This window comes from Collinsella sp. An7, from assembly GCF_002159335.1.
Lineage (GTDB): Bacteria > Actinomycetota > Coriobacteriia > Coriobacteriales > Coriobacteriaceae > Coprousia.
Map to the genome: position 1 here is coordinate 119,064 of NZ_NFHP01000003.1, position 17,139 is coordinate 136,202.

16 protein-coding genes and 4 tRNA genes are annotated in these 17,139 nt (G+C 63.9%); all 20 read left to right on the forward strand.

The window, feature by feature from the left end:
* The first annotated feature begins 2 nt into the window (after positions 1-2).
* A complete protein-coding gene (gene frr / locus B5G20_RS04405) occupies positions 3-536 on the forward strand; it encodes a ribosome recycling factor (RefSeq protein ID WP_087355436.1) in 534 nt (177 codons plus the stop codon).
* A 3-nt stretch (positions 537-539) separates the two neighbouring features.
* On the forward strand, positions 540-1,340 hold the full coding sequence (locus B5G20_RS04410) for an isoprenyl transferase (RefSeq protein WP_087355438.1): 801 nt from the start codon (positions 540-542) through the stop codon (positions 1,338-1,340).
* 57 nt (positions 1,341-1,397) lie between these two features.
* Positions 1,398-2,243 (forward strand): phosphatidate cytidylyltransferase, encoded by an 846-nt coding sequence (locus tag B5G20_RS04415; RefSeq protein ID WP_255376959.1) that lies wholly within the window; start codon positions 1,398-1,400, stop codon positions 2,241-2,243.
* Positions 2,244-2,320: 77 nt separating this feature from the next.
* A complete protein-coding gene (gene dxr / locus B5G20_RS04420) occupies positions 2,321-3,454 on the forward strand; it encodes a 1-deoxy-D-xylulose-5-phosphate reductoisomerase (protein ID WP_239286875.1) in 1,134 nt (377 codons plus the stop codon).
* Between the two features lie 27 nt (positions 3,455-3,481).
* Positions 3,482-4,843, forward strand: coding sequence for a site-2 protease family protein (locus B5G20_RS04425; protein WP_087355445.1), 1,362 nt, complete (start codon positions 3,482-3,484; stop codon positions 4,841-4,843).
* A gap of 78 nt (positions 4,844-4,921) precedes the next feature.
* On the forward strand, positions 4,922-5,986 hold the full coding sequence (gene ispG / locus B5G20_RS04430; RefSeq protein WP_087355447.1) for a flavodoxin-dependent (E)-4-hydroxy-3-methylbut-2-enyl-diphosphate synthase: 1,065 nt from the start codon (positions 4,922-4,924) through the stop codon (positions 5,984-5,986).
* Between the two features lie 617 nt (positions 5,987-6,603).
* Positions 6,604-8,307 (forward strand): proline--tRNA ligase, encoded by a 1,704-nt coding sequence (locus tag B5G20_RS04435; RefSeq protein WP_087355806.1) that lies wholly within the window; start codon positions 6,604-6,606, stop codon positions 8,305-8,307.
* Positions 8,308-8,427: 120 nt separating this feature from the next.
* Positions 8,428-8,503, forward strand: a tRNA-Ala gene (locus B5G20_RS04440).
* A 209-nt stretch (positions 8,504-8,712) separates the two neighbouring features.
* Complete coding sequence (locus tag B5G20_RS04445) at positions 8,713-9,282, forward strand: hypothetical protein (protein ID WP_143750215.1); 570 nt, start codon at positions 8,713-8,715, stop codon at positions 9,280-9,282.
* 128 nt (positions 9,283-9,410) lie between these two features.
* A tRNA-Ala gene (locus B5G20_RS04450) sits at positions 9,411-9,486 on the forward strand.
* A 44-nt stretch (positions 9,487-9,530) separates the two neighbouring features.
* A tRNA-Ile gene (locus B5G20_RS04455) sits at positions 9,531-9,606 on the forward strand.
* A 175-nt stretch (positions 9,607-9,781) separates the two neighbouring features.
* Positions 9,782-9,856, forward strand: a tRNA-Val gene (locus B5G20_RS04460).
* A gap of 92 nt (positions 9,857-9,948) precedes the next feature.
* Positions 9,949-11,982, forward strand: coding sequence for an ABC-F family ATP-binding cassette domain-containing protein (locus tag B5G20_RS04465; RefSeq protein ID WP_087355451.1), 2,034 nt, complete (start codon positions 9,949-9,951; stop codon positions 11,980-11,982).
* The gene (locus B5G20_RS04470; protein ID WP_087355453.1) at positions 11,969-12,268 is read left to right on the forward strand and encodes a hypothetical protein; all 300 of its coding nucleotides are present in this window, start codon (positions 11,969-11,971) and stop codon (positions 12,266-12,268) included. The genes B5G20_RS04465 and B5G20_RS04470 overlap by 14 nt, the downstream gene beginning before the upstream one ends.
* 9 nt (positions 12,269-12,277) lie before the next feature.
* The gene (locus tag B5G20_RS04475) at positions 12,278-12,958 is read left to right on the forward strand and encodes a site-2 protease family protein (protein WP_087355455.1); all 681 of its coding nucleotides are present in this window, start codon (positions 12,278-12,280) and stop codon (positions 12,956-12,958) included.
* A gap of 333 nt (positions 12,959-13,291) precedes the next feature.
* A complete protein-coding gene (locus tag B5G20_RS04480) occupies positions 13,292-14,092 on the forward strand; it encodes a segregation/condensation protein A (protein ID WP_087355456.1) in 801 nt (266 codons plus the stop codon).
* Between the two features lie 29 nt (positions 14,093-14,121).
* Positions 14,122-14,835 (forward strand): SMC-Scp complex subunit ScpB, encoded by a 714-nt coding sequence (gene scpB, locus B5G20_RS04485; protein ID WP_087355458.1) that lies wholly within the window; start codon positions 14,122-14,124, stop codon positions 14,833-14,835.
* Positions 14,836-14,911: 76 nt separating this feature from the next.
* A complete protein-coding gene (locus B5G20_RS04490; RefSeq protein ID WP_087355460.1) occupies positions 14,912-15,733 on the forward strand; it encodes a pseudouridine synthase in 822 nt (273 codons plus the stop codon).
* Positions 15,730-16,416 (forward strand): (d)CMP kinase, encoded by a 687-nt coding sequence (gene cmk, locus B5G20_RS04495; RefSeq protein ID WP_087355462.1) that lies wholly within the window; start codon positions 15,730-15,732, stop codon positions 16,414-16,416. The genes B5G20_RS04490 and cmk overlap by 4 nt, the downstream gene beginning before the upstream one ends.
* Positions 16,413-17,138 carry a lysophospholipid acyltransferase family protein gene (locus tag B5G20_RS04500; RefSeq protein WP_087355464.1) on the forward strand — a complete coding sequence of 242 codons (726 nt, stop codon included), beginning with the start codon at positions 16,413-16,415 and terminating at the stop codon, positions 17,136-17,138. The genes cmk and B5G20_RS04500 overlap by 4 nt, the downstream gene beginning before the upstream one ends.
* Position 17,139: the final 1 nt, after the last annotated feature.

The window sequence follows — 17,139 nt, forward strand, 5'->3', positions numbered from 1 at the left end:
CAATGGCAGACATCACCGCTCATATGGACAAGTCCCTCGAGGCGCTGCGTCATAACTTCTCTAAGGTCCGCACCGGCCGTGCGAACCCCAACATCTTGGGCGATATCACGGTCGATTACTACGGTGTAGCCACCCCCATCACCCAGGTTGCCGCCGTCAAGGTGCCTGAGGCTCACATGCTCATGGTCGAGCCTTGGGATAAATCGATCCTCAACGCCATCGTGCACGCCATCAACGCCTCAGACCTTGGCATCACGCCGAGCTCCGATGGCACCGTGGTGCGCCTGCCCTTCCCGGCGCCCACCGAGGAGCGTCGTCGCGAGCTCGTCAAGGAGTGCCGTGAGCTTGCCGAGCAGGCGCGCGTCTCGATCCGCAACATCCGTCGCGACTTCAACAACAAGCTCGAGCGCGACGAGGAGCTCTCCGAGGACGAGATTCGTCGCGAGCAGGCTAAGGTCCAGAAGCACACCGATGAGTACATCAAGAAGATCGACGAGATGCTCAAGGCCAAAGAGGCCGAGGTTATGGAGATCTAGACCATGACCGATACCGTAGACGACTCGACCTTCGAGACGTATTTCTCTCATGCGCCGGCGGGCGTGGACATCTCCGCGCTCGACCGGTCGCGTATCCCGCGGCACATCTCGTGCATCATGGACGGCAATGGCCGCTGGGCAACCGCCCAGGGCCTGCCGCGCGGTGAGGGGCACAAGGCGGGCATCGTCTCGCTTCGCGAGATCATCACGGCCTGCGTGCGCCTTGAGGTCGAGGTGCTCTCGGCCTACGCGTTCTCGACCGAGAATTGGTCGCGGCCCCAGGCTGAGGTCAACCTGCTGATGCACCTTTTTGCCCAGACGTTTATCCAGGAGTTGCCGCTTCTGAAGCGCGAGAACGTCCGCGTGGTCTTTCTGGGTGATATCTCGGCACTTCCGGCCGAGACGCGCGAGGTGTTTGAGCGCGGTCTTGCCGAGACGGCCGCTCACACCGGCATGGTTCTCGCCCTCGCGGTGAACTATGGGGCTCGTGCCGAACTGGCGCGAGCCGCCCGCAGGCTTGCCGAGCGTGCCGTTGCCGGCGAGCTCGATCCTGCGCAGATTGACGAGGACGCCGTGGCGGGTGAGCTCTACACCGCGGGCCTGCCCGACCCAGAACTCGTTATCCGCACCTCCGGCGAGATGCGGCTTTCCAACTACCTTCTGTGGCAGGTCGCCTACGCCGAGTTCTATATCACCGATACCTACTGGCCCGATTTCAACCGGTGGGAGCTCGTCCAGGCCATTATCGCGTTCCAGCAGCGTGATAGGCGCTTTGGCGGACTCTCCAAGAAAGAAGAAGCGTGACCGATGGAGCAGCCTGATTCCGCCCCGTCATCTTCATCCAGACCGCGAACCGAGCGCTTGAAGCGCGTTGCGCCCCGGCAGGATGCTCCTAAAGACAGCACCTCCGCGTTTGCCACGCGCGTAGTCTCGGGAGTGGTGTACGCGGTCCTCTTTATCGCGTGCCTCATCGCAGGGTCTCTTACAACGGCTGGCTTCGTCGCGCTCATCAGCGCGCTTTGCTGCTACGAGTTCTTCCAGATGATGCGCCTCGACGGTAAGGTTCCCAACATGCTCCTGGGCGTCGCCGCCGCGGCACTCTTTCCCCTTGCCGCGCTTGGCGAGAGCATCGCCATGACGGCGCTCATCTTTATCTTTGTGCTCTCGTGCGGGCTCTGGTATGTCTACACGCCGCGCACGCGCATCGCCGATGTTGCCGTGACCCTCATGGGGCCGCTCTACACGGGATTTATGCTCTCGTCGATCGTGCTCCTGCGCGATGCCGAGCCGGGGCTTGCCGGAGCGCTTCTGGCCATCGGGTCGTGTGCATCGCTGTGGGTGTCCGACTCGCTCGCCTACCTCGTGGGCCGGCAGTTCGGCCGGCATAAGATGGCGCCCAAGATCTCTCCCAAAAAGTCGTGGGAAGGCTTTGCGGGCGGCATCGCGGGGGCAGTCATCATCTGGCTCATTGTGTGGGCCACACATTTCTTCCCGCTCGAGCTCTGGTACGCCGTCCTCACAGGCGTGGTGGTGTCGGTGCTCGGGGTTTTCGGCGACCTCATCGAGAGCCGCATCAAGCGCGGTGTTGGCGTCAAGGACTCGGGGAACCTCATCCCCGGCCACGGTGGCATGCTCGACCGGTGCGATTCGCTTATCTTTGGATGCATCACCGCTCAGCTCATGCTTGTGATCGGAGGCATTTTATGATCTCCAACCCCACTGCTTCTTCCTGCGAAGCATATTCCTCGTCTGTTGTGGGTGCGCCCCGTCAACGCGTTACCATTTTGGGGTGCACCGGCTCCATCGGCGCCCAGGCGCTCGATGTCTGCCGGCAGCATGCCGACAGGCTCCAGGTTGTCGCGCTTTCGGCCCACTCCCGCACCGAGGAGCTGGTCCGGGCCGCACGGGAGTTTACCGTGCCCATCGTGGCCGTTACAGACCCGGCACATGCGGAGGACTCCTGTCTTTCCGAGCTTCCGGAGGGCACGAAGCTTTTGGTGGGGGAGAGCGCCCTTGAAGAGCTTGCGGTGCTCCCCGAGGCCGACACCGTGGTCGTCTCGGTGGTGGGGGCTGTGGGTCTTCGTGCGAGCTATGCGGTCCTCAAAGCGGGGAAGCGCCTCGCTCTCGCCAACAAGGAGTCGCTCGTGGTGGGCGGCGACCTGCTCATGCCGCTCGCGCAACCGGGTCAACTCCTGCCCGTCGATTCTGAGCACAGCGCCATCTTCCAGTGCCTCTTGGGGGAGCGCGCCGCAGAGATTCACTGCATCTGGCTCACCTGCTCGGGCGGTCCCTTCTTTGGGCGGAACCGAGAGGAGCTCGAGGGCGTTACGCGCGCACAGGCGCTGGCTCATCCCACGTGGAATATGGGCGCCAAGATTACCATCGATTCGGCCACGCTCATGAACAAGGGTTTTGAGCGCATCGAGGCAGCGCAGCTCTTTGGACTGCCCATGGAGCGCATCCCGGTCCTCATCCAGCGTGAGAGCCGCGTCCACTCCATGGTGGAGTACGTCGACGGTGCCGTGATCGCGCATCTTGGCGCCTCGGACATGCGCCTTCCCATCCAGTACGCCCTGTCGTATCCTGAGCGGTGGGAGACTCCTGCCGAGCGGATCGACTTCCGCACGATCGGATCGCTCACCTTTGACGCGCCTGACCCCGAGGTGTTTCGCTGCCTTGCGCTCGCTGAGGAGGCCGGCCGCACGGGCGGTACGGCCCCCTGCGTGCTCAATGCGGCCAACGAGGTCGCGGTGGCGGCGTTCCTGGCGGAGTCGTGTTCTTTCACGGCAATCGATGCCTGCGTGGCCCATTGCCTGGAGCTCCATGATGCTCGGCGGGTAGAATCGCTGGAGCAACTGCACGACATCGACCGCTGGGCTCGTGCCGAGGCCTCTTGCTTTTTGGCTGGGCTGAGCTAGCGGTCCTGCATAAGGGAGCTCCTCTTCATGGAAGCCATCCTCGGAATCTTTCGGCCTCTCTTCTGGGGCCTACTCATGCTTTCCGTCCTCGTCTTTGTCCACGAGGGCGGGCACTTTCTCGCCTCGCGCGCCGTCGGTGTGCGCGTAACGGAATTCTTCCTCGGCCTGCCCTGCCGTTTTAACCTGCACCACGTGTCCAAGCGCATCGGCACCAAGTTTGGCGTGACGCCCCTTCTCCTCGGTGGCTACGCCATGGTCTGCGGTATGGAGCCGGAGGGTGACGCCGGCGTTGCAACGCGCGTGCTCTCGGCTGTCCACCGGCACGGCACGGTCGGGGTTGAGGAGCTTGCTGAGGAGCTGGGCGTCACCGAGGACGAGGCCATGGAGGCCTGCGTCCAGCTGGCCGACTGGGGCTCCATCGCGCCGGTGTACGCCGAGGGCGAGAAGCCCGGGGTCTACTACGCCACCACCTATGCCGCCATGCCGCGCGATGCCGCCGGCGATACCATGTACGATGGCCGCCGCTTCCGCCGCGACGCGGCCACCTCAGAGGGCGAGGTCTGGGAGCCGCCCATGAGCGCCGAGGCGTTCTATGCGCAGGAGCGATCGCGCACGTATGCCGGCAAGGGCTTCTGGGCCCGTGCTTTCATCCTCGTCGCGGGCGTGGCGGTTAACCTTCTCTCGGGTTTCCTACTGCTCATGAGCATCTATATGATCGTCGGCGTCAACGTCTCGATCGATGTCAACCAGGTCGGTGCCGTTCAGGCGGACTCTCCTGCGGCGGTGGCCGGCATCGAGGCGGGCGACACCATTACCGCCGTCAACGGGATCGAAGTCGATTCGTTTACGGCCATCAGTTCGGCGCTGGCGGGGTGCGATCCGGCGGAGCCGATCTCGGTGACGGTCGAGCGCGGTGGGAGCGAGCAGAACCTGAGCGTCAACCTCGATGGCGCCTCGATGTTCGGCATCTCCGCTCCGGTCGAGACGGTGCATCTCAACCCGGTGCAGGCTGCCACGGTCACATGGGGATACGTCTCGATGACAGCCGACTCCATCGTACAGCTCTTCAACCCGCAGCACACGATGGAGGTGCTCGACAACTCCACCTCGGTGGTGGGCATCATGGCGCTCTCTGCTGAGGCCGCTTCCGCCGGAGCTGCCACCTACCTTACCTTCGCGGCCCTCATCTCCTTCTCGCTCGGTTTTATGAACCTGCTGCCCATCCCGCCGCTCGATGGCGGCAAGCTCGTTATCGAGATCATTCAGGCCATCATTCGCCGCCCCGTGCCGGCAAAGGTGCAAGCTGCGCTCTCCTATGTGGGCGTGGGGCTCTTTATCCTGCTCTTCATCTACATGCTCCGAGCGGACCTCATCCGCTTCGTGCTGTAGTCAACCGCTTGGATTCGGCGCCCGTCCCGGGTCTAAGCGGCAGAGGTATCGGCGGGCTTGCGACCTTGGGAGGCTGCCATGGCTGATACGCTGCCGCGTGAGAAGACCCGTCCGGTACGGGTGGGGTCAGTTACGATCGGTGGCGGCGCGCCCGTGGTGGTCCAGTCGATGACCTCGACCGATACCGCCGATGCTATGGCCACGCTCGAGCAGGTGCGCGCCCTAGCCGCGGCGGGGTGCGACGTGGTTCGGATTTCTGTCCCCACGCGCGAGGCCGTTGAGGGGTTCCGAGAGGTGTGCGCCTCGTCTCCCGTGCCTATCGTAGCCGACATTCACTTCGACTATCGTCTTGCGCTCGCCGCCCTCGAGGCGGGGGCGGCCAAACTCCGCATCAACCCCGGCAACATCGGCTCATGGGAGAAGGTCGACGCCGTCATCGATGCAGCGGGGGAGGCGGGTGCTGCCATCCGCATCGGCGTGAACGCGGGCTCCCTTGAGGATGACATCGCCTCGCGCGAGGAGCTGACTCTCCCCGAGAAGCTCGTCATGTCATCTGAGCGCTTTGTGGAGCACTTCGAGGCGCGCGGATTTACCGATATCGTGCTCTCGGCTAAAGCACACGACGTACGCACCACGATCGACACGTACCGTGCGCTCTCGCGCGAGCTTCCGCAGGTGCCGCTCCATCTGGGCGTTACGGAGGCGGGTACCGTTCGCCAGGGCACGATCAAGAGCTCGGTGGGTCTCGGCGTGCTTCTGGCTGAGGGTATCGGCGACACGCTCCGTGTCTCGCTCACTGCAGACCCGGTTGAAGAGCCGCCTGTTGCATGGGGCATCCTCGAGTGCCTGGGGATTCGCCGCCGGGGCCCCGAGCTTGTGAGCTGTCCCACCTGCGGACGCACGCAGGTCGACCTGATCGCTCTTGCGGAGGAGGTCGAGCGCCAGCTCACTGGTGTTACCAAGCCGATCTCTGTGGCCGTGATGGGCTGCGTGGTCAATGGGCCGGGTGAGGCGTCGGGCGCCGACGTGGGCGTGGCCTGCGGACGCGGCTGCGGGCTCATCTTCAAGCACGGGGAGGTCGTGCGCAAGGTCCCGGAGGATCGGATCGTGGACGAGCTCATGGCTGAGATCGATCGGCTGTAATGGGTCAAATCAGCTGTCACCTTGTCTAACCGCCCGGCGTGGGGCACGGTTGTTCTTTCCTCGCTGGTCCTCGGGCTTCGCCCTGCGGAATCGCTCGGAAAGAACAACCGTGCCCCACGCCTGCGTTTGCAATGCTGGTCTGGTCCGACCGGCCCATGGGGGAAAGTCAATATCGCATGGGTGACGTTGTTGATGCGTTGACGGATTCCCTTGTGGCCACTAGGGCCAATACACCTTTGCCGTTCGCCCAGCTTTTGTGCGGAATGAACGTATATTTTGCGCACTAGGTGAGTGAACGACATAACTAAGGGTCGGGGTGCGTCTGCAATGTCTCCCTTCCGGCCAACCTCATCGTCTCAATCTTTTGTCCCTTAATCTTTCTTCACCATGCGTCGCGACCGGGCTACTGCCATGTATAACTCTGCAGATTGACCTAGGTTTGGGCACGGTGCACGATCCCGGGGCGGGCGAGCTGTATTCTGAGCGATTCCGCAGGGCGAAGCCCGAGGACCAGCGAAGAATTCAGCCCGCCCGCCCCGGGACCCCAAGCCGCAACGAGCACGTGGTATCATCTTGCAGCGTTTTAAACCAGCCTGTCAGGAGGTCGCCTCATGGTGATGAAGATGTCCCGTCTCTATGCACCCACCCTCAAGGAGGACCCGGCCGAGGCCGAGCTTGCGAGCCATAAGCTCATGCTCCGCGCTGGCATGATCCGCAAGCAGGCCGCCGGTCTCTACAGCTACCTGCCGCTCGCGTGGCGCTCGCTGCGCAAGATCGAGGCCATCGTGCGCGACGAGATGGATGCCGCGGGCGCCCAGGAGATGCTCCTACCCATCCTCACCGACGCCGATCTCTGGCGCGAGAGCGGCCGCTGGAACGCCTACGGCCCCGAGCTCATGCGCGTGACCGACCGTCACGGCCGCGAGTTCGCCCTCGGCCCTACGCACGAGGAGACCATCACCGACCTCATCACCAACGAGCTCAAGAGCTACAAGCAGCTCCCGGTGAACCTCTATCAGATCCAGGACAAGTTCCGTGACGAGATGCGCCCCCGCTTTGGCCTCATGCGCGGTCGCGAGTTCATCATGAAGGACGGTTATTCCTTCAACGCCACGCAGGAGAGCCTGCAGGAGACCTACGATGCCATGAAGCAGGCCTATGCCAACATCTGCGAGCGCGTGGGGCTCAAGGCCCTTCCCGTCGTGGCCGATTCCGGCCAGATCGGCGGCGACACCTCCGTCGAGTTCATGGCGCTTGCCGACGCCGGCGAGGCGGCGCTCGTCTACTGCGACTCCTGCGGCTTTGCGGCCGACGAGGAGGCCGCAACGACCACGGTGCCCGTTTCTGAGGGCCCGGGCGACGGCACCCTCACCAAGGTGCACACCCCCGGTCTTGGCAGCATCGAGGCCGTGGCGGCGTTCTTCGGCTTCCCCGAGAACGGCACGCGCAAGTCGCTCGCCCTCATCACCGAGGATGGCACGCCCGTGGTGGCGATCGTTCCGGGCGATCACGAGCTTAACGATTGTAAGGCCGAGAAGCTTTTTGGTGCCTATCACCTCATGACCGAGGATGAGCTTACCGAGTACGGTCTCCACAAAGGCTTTATCGGGCCGGTCGGCCTGCCCGAGGGCATCCGCCTTGTGGTGGACGAGACCCTGCGCGACTCCAAGAGCTGGACGTGCGGCGCCAACGAGGTCGACTACCACTACACGGGCGCGTGCCCCGGCCGCGACTTCACGGTCGACGAGTGGGCCGACCTCATCACCGTGCACGCCGGCGACCCCTGCCCGCACTGCGGTGAGGCGCTCGCGGGTGCCCGCGGCATCGAGGTCAGCCAGGTCTTCCAGCTCGGCACTAAGTACTCCGCCTCGATGGGCGCCACTTTTACCGATGAAGATGGCCGCGAGAAACCCTTCCTCATGGGATGCTACGGCGTGGGCGTATCGCGCACGCTCGCCGCGATCATCGAACAGCACAACGACGAGCAGGGCATCATCTGGCCCGTCTCGGTGGCGCCCTACGAGGTTTCGGTCATCTCGCTCGACAAGAAGGGCGAGGCCCTCGACGCGGCAGCCGCCATCGCCGACGAGCTCGAGGCCTCGGGCGTCGACGTCATCTTTGACGACCGCGCTGAGCGCCCGGGCGTCAAGTTTGCCGACAACGACCTGATGGGCTTCCCGTACCAGGTGATCGTGGGCAAGCGCGGTCTCGCCAACGGCACGGTGGAGCTCAAGTCCCGTGCGACGGGCGAGCGCGAGGACGTGGCGCTCGACGAGGTCGCCCTTCGCGTCGCCGACCTTGTGAAGGCCCAGCGCGCCTAGGGTGTCTTCACGGGCACCGGGGCAACCCTGCCGGCTCGGCCGGTTGCCCCGGGGCGGTATTCCCCAAAATAGTTCTTGCATTCGCCCGGGGCATCCCGTATAGTATTTCCCGCACCGGATGGGGGCGTAGCTCAGCTGGGAGAGCGCTTGACTGGCAGTCAAGAGGTCAGGGGTTCGATCCCCCTCGTCTCCACCATCGGATCTTTTAGAGCATCTACTCGGGTAGGTGCTCTTTTTCGTATGCAGTCATGCGGGGGAGTGCGGCGTATGGATGGAGCGCGAGATACGATCGTCGAGCCGGAGCGCCTTCTGGAGCGGCTTGCGGTCGTGCATGACGACCGCTGGCGTTTCCCCCGAGGATGACTGCACGATAGCGGCGCCCTCGCGCCGTTTGCGTTCGCGGTCGTGGCACTTGCCGGCATGGCCATCTGCGCCTATGTTGGCGTGCGCAGCGGGTGGGTCATGCCCCTCATGATCGTCACGGCCGTCTGCGCGCTCCTGTTCGTCGGGCTCACGTGCCTGTCACTCGGGGTGTATCGCCGCCACGCCGCAGAACCGATGCGCGGGGATCTCTTTGCGATGGGCGGCGTGCTCTTCTCCATCTCGTGGATGGACGACGGGAAGGCTTATGGCTCCTCCGGCAAGGGTATCGTTCGTATCCATGCCATCCCGCTCGATCGCGTGCGGGCGTATCGCAACAAGGAGGACCGCACCGTGTGGATTCTCCCACAGCATGCGGGGGACTTGCGCGATATTTGGAGGCGGGGGCATCGCTGGGAGGAGCGTCGTGAGCTTTGCCGCAAGCTTCTTGCCCGCGGCATGCGATCGGCTGGCGAGACGGACCCCTTCTTCGGCGTCCACAAGGAGTTCGAGGACTTCTTGACCGCGCTCGGCGTGTCCATCGCGGACACGGACCAGCCGGTCGACTTTCTTGCCGGAACGGCGCACGGCGTACTGGCAGATGACCCGGAATGATGCGCCTTGTTCGATACCTGCGGTCAATGCCGCGTCGATGAGCCATTTACACGCTGGCTCCACACATACGAGAAAAAAGGTACTTGCAATCGCCCGGGGCATCCCGTATAGTATTTCCCGCACCAGATGGGGGCGTAGCTCAGCTGGGAGAGCGCTTGACTGGCAGTCAAGAGGTCAGGGGTTCGATCCCCCTCGTCTCCACCATCGCAGATGCACAGCCTCTGGTTTCAGAGGCTGTTTTTATATCTGGGCTCATGGCGCAACGGTTAGCGCAGGGGACTCATAATCCCTGGGTTGCAGGTTCGAATCCTGCTGGGCCCACCATTGCACACCGACTCGGGGGATTCGTCCCCCGAGTTTTTCGTTTCTATGGCAGCCTTCGCATTTCGTCCACCATGCAGCGTCTTCATGGCCGGGACATCGCTCAAACAACTTTTTGAAATTGGGGGTTGGCGCGCCGCTTGGGCCATGTTATAGTAGCTATCGCTGAAAAGCACACGGGCGTTTGGCTCAGGGGTAGAGCACTTCCTTCACACGGAAGGGGTCACAAGTTCAAATCTTGTAACGCCCACCATGCAATGTTCGGGGCCGGGGAGAAATCCTCGGCCCTTTTGCTAGACAAGAACGTTGCGGCCGCTTGACGGCGACCGCTCAGGAGTGAGTGCCATGATCCTGAACGTCGAGAAGGTTGAGAAGAGTTTTGGTGCACGCGTGCTGTTCTCGGGCGCGTCGTTCCAGGTAAACGCTGGCGACCGCTTTGCGCTGGTCGGCCCCAACGGTGCGGGTAAGACTACGCTGCTCAAGATCATCATGGGTATCGATACGCCCGATGCGGGAACCATCACCTTTGCCAAGGGCGTTAACGTGGGTTACCTCGAGCAGGAGACCAAGCTCGCCTCTGACATGTCGGTGATCGATGAGGTCGTTGCCTCCGCGCACGAGATCCGCGCGCTGGGCGAGCGTGCCGAGGAGCTGCAGCTCCAGATCGCCGAGGCGGGGGAGCGCGGCGAGGACCTCGATCGCCTGCTCGCTGAGTACGGACAGGTCCAGGACCGCTTTGAGCGCTTGGGCGGCTACGAGCTCGAGAGCAACGCCCGGCAGATTCTCGCGGGCCTGGGATTCCCCGTGAGCGAGTTTGACAAGCCGTGCCGCGAGTTCTCGGGCGGCTGGCAGATGCGCATCGCGCTCGCCAAGCTCTTTCTGCGTCATCCTGACGTGCTCCTCTTGGATGAGCCCACCAACCACCTCGACCTCGAGAGCGTGCAGTGGCTCCGCGGCTTTATCGCCACCTATGAGGGTGCTGTGCTCATCGTCAGCCACGACCGTGCCTTTATGGACGCCTGTGTGGACCACGTCGCCGCCATTGAGAACCGCCGCATCACCACCTACACGGGCAACTACAGCTCCTACCTCAAGCAGCGCGAGGACAACCTCGAGCAGATGCGCGCTAAGCGCGCCGCGCAGGAGCGCGAGATCGCCCACATGCAGGTCTTTGTTGATAAGTTTCGCTACAAGCCCACCAAGGCCGCACAGGCCCAGGAGCGCATGCGCCGCATCGAGCAGATTAAGAGCGAGCTCGTGATCTTGCCGGAGGGTCACAAGCACGTGGACTTCAAGTTCCCCGATCCGCCGCGTTCGGGGGACATGGTGGTCAAGCTTGAGGACGTGGCTAAGTCATATGGCGATCACCACATCTACGACGGCATCAACCTTACGCTCTATCGTGGCGACCATGTGGCGCTCGTTGGTCCCAATGGCGCGGGCAAGTCGACTCTCATGAAGATGCTCGCCGGCATCGAGGCGCCCTCAGCCGGTACGCGTGAGCTTGGTGTGAACGTGGGCGTGGCGTATTATGCGCAGCACCAGCTGGAGGGCCTCAACGAGTCCAATACGGTTCTGCAGGAGATCGACTCGGTGGCCCCCACGTGGACGGTCCCGCAGCAGCGGAGCCTGCTCGGCGCCTTCCTCTTCTCGGGTGAGGACGTCGACAAGCGCGTGGGCGTGCTCTCAGGCGGCGAGAAGGCGCGTCTGGCGCTCGCCAAGATGCTCGTTGCCCCTGAGGCGCTCCTCTGCCTTGACGAGCCCACCAACCACCTCGATATCGACTCGGTGGATATGCTCGAGAACGCTCTCAGGAATTTCCCCGGCACGATCGTCCTCATCAGCCATGACGAGCATCTCGTGCGCGCCGTGGCAAATCGCGTGGTCGATATCCGTGACGGTAAGATGACGGTGATCGACGGCGACTACGACTACTATCTCTACAAGCGCGAGGACCTTGCGGCCCGTGCGGCGGGGGAGTCCGCGTCTGCACCCGCGCCCGCTTCGCCCAAGGCCGACGAGGGGCATCGCGTACCGCGCACGCATCGCAGTGCTCAGGAGGCCCTGAGCGCGCCCGCCGGCAAGAAGACCCGCGAGCAGAAGCGCGCCGAGGCGGAGGCCCGAGCCGCCCTCAACCGAAAGCTTAAGGGGCGCCGCGACCGGCTCGCCAAGATCGAGCGCCAGCTTGAGGGGGACCGTGCGCGCTACGAGGAGCTCATGGAGCTCATGGCCTCGGATGAGCTCTACGCCGACCAGGAGCGCTTCGCTGCAGCCCTTGGGGAGTACAACGAGCTCAAGAAGACGATCGGCGCGCTCGAGGACGAGTGGCTCGAGCTCTCTACCGAGATCGAGGAGGAGGTTGCTCGTGAACGGGCGTAAAGCGGGGGCGCTCGCCCTTACCATCGTGGCCTGGGCGCTGCGCCTGTGCGGTATCGCGTTGGCGGTTATCGTCGTGGCGCTTTCGTTTTCGGGCGTCGCCTCGCGGCTCGGCCTGGTGAACCTCGTGATCGATATCTCGCGCGCGATCCCCTCGGTCATCGCAGGGTACGGGCTTATCGCGACGCCGATGGGCGGGGTCTTCCGTCTCGACTTTGCCCTCATGGCGGTGCTTTTCTTCTTGCTCGACTATCTCTGCCAGCGAGTTGCCCGTTCGCTGCGCCGTTAGGAGCTCCGTATGGACGTTGCGTACCTCATCTACCTGCTCATCCAGGCGGCGGCGCTCATCTTAGGCCTCTGTGTGCACGAGAGCGCCCATGCGCTCGCCGCTTGGGCCTTGGGAGATAAGACGGCGCGCTCCCGGGGGCGCGTCTCGCTGAACCCGCTTGCGCACATCGACCCCTTCGGCACCGTGCTCCTGCCGCTCATCATGATCGTGCTCGGCGGCCCGGTTTTTGCGTTTGCCAAGCCTGTCCCGGTCTACCTCGGCAACCTCAAGCACCCCAAGCGCGACGAGGTGCTGGTGGCGCTTGCGGGTCCGCTCTCAAACATCGCGCTCTCCTGCATCGCCACGGCCCTCCTGGCCGCCCTCGGTCAGATGACCATTCCCTCAACCGAGTGGTTCCGCGTTATCTACTATGTGGCCGACTTCCTCCAGGTCCTTATGCTCGTCAACCTGTCGCTCTCCTTCTTCAACCTCATTCCGCTTCCGCCTCTCGACGGCAGCTCCATCCTCGTGCCCTTCCTCAAGGGCGAGGCGCTCAACACCTACTACCAGATCCAGCGCTATGCGATGCCCATCCTCATCATCGTGCTCTACCTGCTCCCGCAGATTCTGCACATCGACCTCGTGGGCCTCTACTTCAACGTAACCGTGTATCCCTTGTTCGACCTGCTTCAGGGGCTTGCCTTAGGCTAGAATAAGGGCCGCTAGACCACGACGGCGCGCCGGAGGACCCCGTCTCCCGCGCGGGCTCATGCGGGTCGGGATTCACCGTGCCGGTGAATCCCTCCCGAAATCGCCCGCACGGGAGACGGGCTCCTCTGGCGCGCCGACAACGGTTGTCTAAGAGCAGGGAGAAGAGAAGACGCTCCTTAAAGGCAACCTCGTCGCAACGATGCACAATTGGTAGCACTGCGATCGAGCTGACCTTTCAGGTTGAATTCTCTTTTTAATACGTGCATGCCGCGCTTTATACACAAGTCGGCATGCCCCCGCCGGGCGGGACGGAACAGAGAGGGGAGGGGCCTCGTGTCATATCGCGTTACCACGGCGGGCTATTCCGGCCCCTTTGACCTGTTGCTCCAGCTCGTCTCGCGCCAGAAGGTTGATATCGGCGCTATCTCTATCTCTGAGGTCGCAGAGCAGTATCTGGCCGAGGTTGACCGCATGGACGAGGTCGACCTCGATGTGGCGAGCGATTTTCTGCTTGTGGCTGCCACGTTGCTCGATATCAAGGCCGCCTCGCTCGTGCCCGATGAGCGCGGGAGCTCCAAGTCCGACGATCTGGATGAGGACGACGAGCTTGCCGGGCTCGACGGTGAGGCGCTGCGCGAGGTGCTCATTCAGCGACTCATCGCCTACAAGCAGTTCAAGGGTGCGGCGGCGGCGCTCGGTGCTCGCATGGAGGCGGAGCGTCGCATGCATCCGCGCGTGGCGGGGCCCGACCCAGAGTTTCTGAACCTCATGCCTGACTATCTTGCCGGCATCACCCTGCGCGGGCTCGCGGTGATCTGCGCGGACCTCGATGGCCGCCGAGAGACGTTTCTTCTCGAGGCGGAGCACGTGGCACCGCACCGCGTGCCGCTCGAGCTCACCGTGGCTTCGGTCGACCGGCTCACCCGCACCAAGGGGACGTGCACTTTCACGGAGCTCATCGAGGGCGCCGAGACCACTGACCAGCTCGTTTCGACCTTCTTGGCGATTCTCGAGCTCACCAAGCGTGGCTCGCTTACGCTTTCTCAGGAAGAGAATTTTGGCGAGATTTATATCGAACGTGTCGAGGGCGCTCCGGAATACCGTCCGGGCGAGGCGCTCTCTGTTGAGGAATAGGCGCTCGGCGCCAGGGAGGAACGGCAGCTATGGAGGATCTGGAGCGGTTGGAGCCCGGCTCGCCCAAGGCGGCGCTCGAGGCGCTTCTGCTGGTCTCGAGCGACCCGGTGAGTGCGAGCGCGCTCGCTCAGGCGCTCGACCTTGCCCCCGGCGAGGCGGCCTCGCTTCTTGCTGAGCTCAAGGTCGAGTACGAGGAGGCCAACCGGGGCTTTCAGCTTCGCGAGGTCGCTGGCGGTTGGCGGCTCTTCACGCACCCCGCCTTCCACGACCAGGTGGAGTCGTTCGTGCTCTCGTGGGATACCCAAAAGTTGAGCCAGGCGGCACTCGAGGCGCTTGCGGTCATCGCCTATCATCAGCCCGCCACGCGCGAGCAGGTGCGCGGTATCCGCGGTGTCAACTCAGATGGCGTCATCTCCTCGCTCGTGGACAAGGGCCTTGTGCGCGAGCTCGGGCGCGATCCGGAGCACGGTCAGGCGATTCTCTACGGCACCACCAATGCGTTTCTTGAGAAGTTCGGTCTCCGCTCGCTCAAGGACCTGCCGGACCTCGAGCAGTTTGCCCCCGATGAACAGGCGCGCCAGTTTATTCGCGAGCGTCTCTCGGGTCGCTCTATCCAGTCGACTCTCGAGGAGGCCGACGAGGATCTTGCCGAGGAGCGCGACCTCATCGAGGATTACGATGAGGATCCCGATGCCGACCTCATGCTCGTGGGCAATGCGACGGACGAGGAATTCGATGACTGATCCGTCTTGCACCGCGCAACATAACAAATTGCGCTCGGATTTAAAACCGGCAGCCACGGGGGAATACCCCCACACGATGCGCCTTCAGCGCTTTTTAGCACGTGCCGGCGTGGCGAGTCGTCGCGGATCGGAGGATCTTATGACCGCCGGTCGCGTGACGGTCAACGGCGCGCCCGCGACTGAGCTGGGCACCAAGGTCACGGTTGGCGTGGACCGGGTCGCGGTTGACGGCAAAACCGTTGCGCTTGACCAGGGCGCGGTCTACCTCATGCTCCACAAGCCTGCAGGCTACCTCACCACCATGGCCGACCCTCAGGGTAGGCCCTGTGTGGCGAGCCTCGTGCCCCGTGAGCAGTATCCGGGGCTCTTCCCGGTGGGGCGACTCGACAAGGACACGACGGGCCTTCTGCTCTTTACCACCGACGGCGACCTGGGAAACATCCTGCTGCACCCCTCGCATCACGTTGCCAAGCGCTATCTCGCGCTCGTCGACGGCACGGTGCGCGATGCGGAGCTTGAGCCCCTGAGAGCGGGCATCACGCTCGATGACGGGCCGTGCCAGCCTGCGCCCTGCCGCATCTTGGATCACTCGGAGGAGGCATGTCTCTGGCCCGATACGGCCTCTGCCGAGGCTCGCGGTCGTGCCGGCACGGCGACGGGCGTTGAGGTGATCCTCCACGAGGGCCGCAAGAATCAGGTCAAGCGCATGCTCGGCGCCATCGGGCACCCGGTGCTCCTCTTGCACCGTGATCGCATGGGTCCGCTCGAGCTGGGCGACCTTGCTCGTGGGTCGTGGCGTATGCTCACCCCTGAGGAGGTCGACGCGCTGAAACGCGTCTCATCTGTTGCATCGGACCCGGCGTACGCCCGGGATGCTTTGAGAAAGGACCATGCATGATCATCGCCATCGACGGGCCGGCCGGCTCGGGCAAGTCCACCATCGCGCGCGAGGTCGCGCAGCGCTTCGGCTTTACGAAACTCGATACGGGCGCCATGTACCGCGCCGTGACGCTTTCTGCCCTGGAGCGCGCCGTCGACCTCGACAACGAGGATGCTATCGACGAGCTTGCGCGCACGATCCAGATCACCTTCCCGGCGGGGTCGGGCGAGAACGTTCGCATCGCCGTGGATGGCGCCGATGTGAGCGAGGCCATCCGCACGCCGCGCATCGACGCGAACGTTTCCAAGGTAGCGGCGTATCCGGGAGTCCGCGCGGCGATGCTCACCCCCCAGCGCGCGTTTGCCGAGGGGCGCGACGTGGTGGCCGAGGGTCGCGATATCGGCACGGTGGTCTTTCCCGCGGCCGAGATCAAGGTTTTTCTCACGGCCGACCCCCGCGAGCGTGCGCGCCGCCGCGTGCTGCAGCGCCATGAGGGCGAGGAGTTCGCCGCCGAGGCGCTCGAGGCCGAGATAGCCGAGACCCTCGCGGCGATCGAGCGCCGTGACGACCTCGACTCGCACCGCGCTGCCGCCCCGCTCGTTGCGGCGCCCGACGCCGTGGCGATCGACTCCACGGCCTATACCATCGACGAGGTCGTGGCGCGCATCGCCGAGCTCATCGCCGAGAGGAGGGGCGCATGAAGCTCCTGAACTACCACCTGGACGACTACTACGATAACGGGATGCGCGATTACCCCCTGGCGCTCCGCATCTTCTACTACATCGTGATCGGTGTGCTCTTTGCCTTCTCTAAGGTGATGTGGCGCTGGAAGGTCGAGAACCCCGAGGGCCTCCTCCCCACCGGTGAGACGGGCTCGGTCATCATCTGCAACCACACCTCCATGGCAGAGGTCGTCTCCATCGTGCCGCATATCGTCACGACCGGTCGCAGAGTGCGCCCCATCATGAAGTCGGAGTTTAACAAGAACCCCATCGTGCGCTGGTTCTTCGGCCGCGTGGGCGGAATCCCGATCGATCGCGGCACCGCTGACATGAAGGCCATCCGCCGCGCGCAGCACGCCCTCAAGCGCGGCGAGGACATCCTCATCTTCCCCGAGGGCACGCGTATCCGCACCGATGATCAGCCGGTGGAGGTGCACGGCGGGTTTGCGCTCATCGCGCAGATGGCCAAGGCCGATATCGTACCCATGGCGGTCTGCGGCTTTAGAGACATCACGCCTAAGGGCACACATCTCATGCGTCCCGTCAAAACGTGGATCCGCGTGGGGGAGCGCGTCTCCCTCTCCGATGCGCCCGAGGGCCTCAAGCGCTCCGCTCGCACCAAGTGGGTGGAGGACGAGGCTATCCGACGCATGTACGAGATTCGCGATGAGCTCCGCCACGAGCACCCGGGGAGGCGGTAGC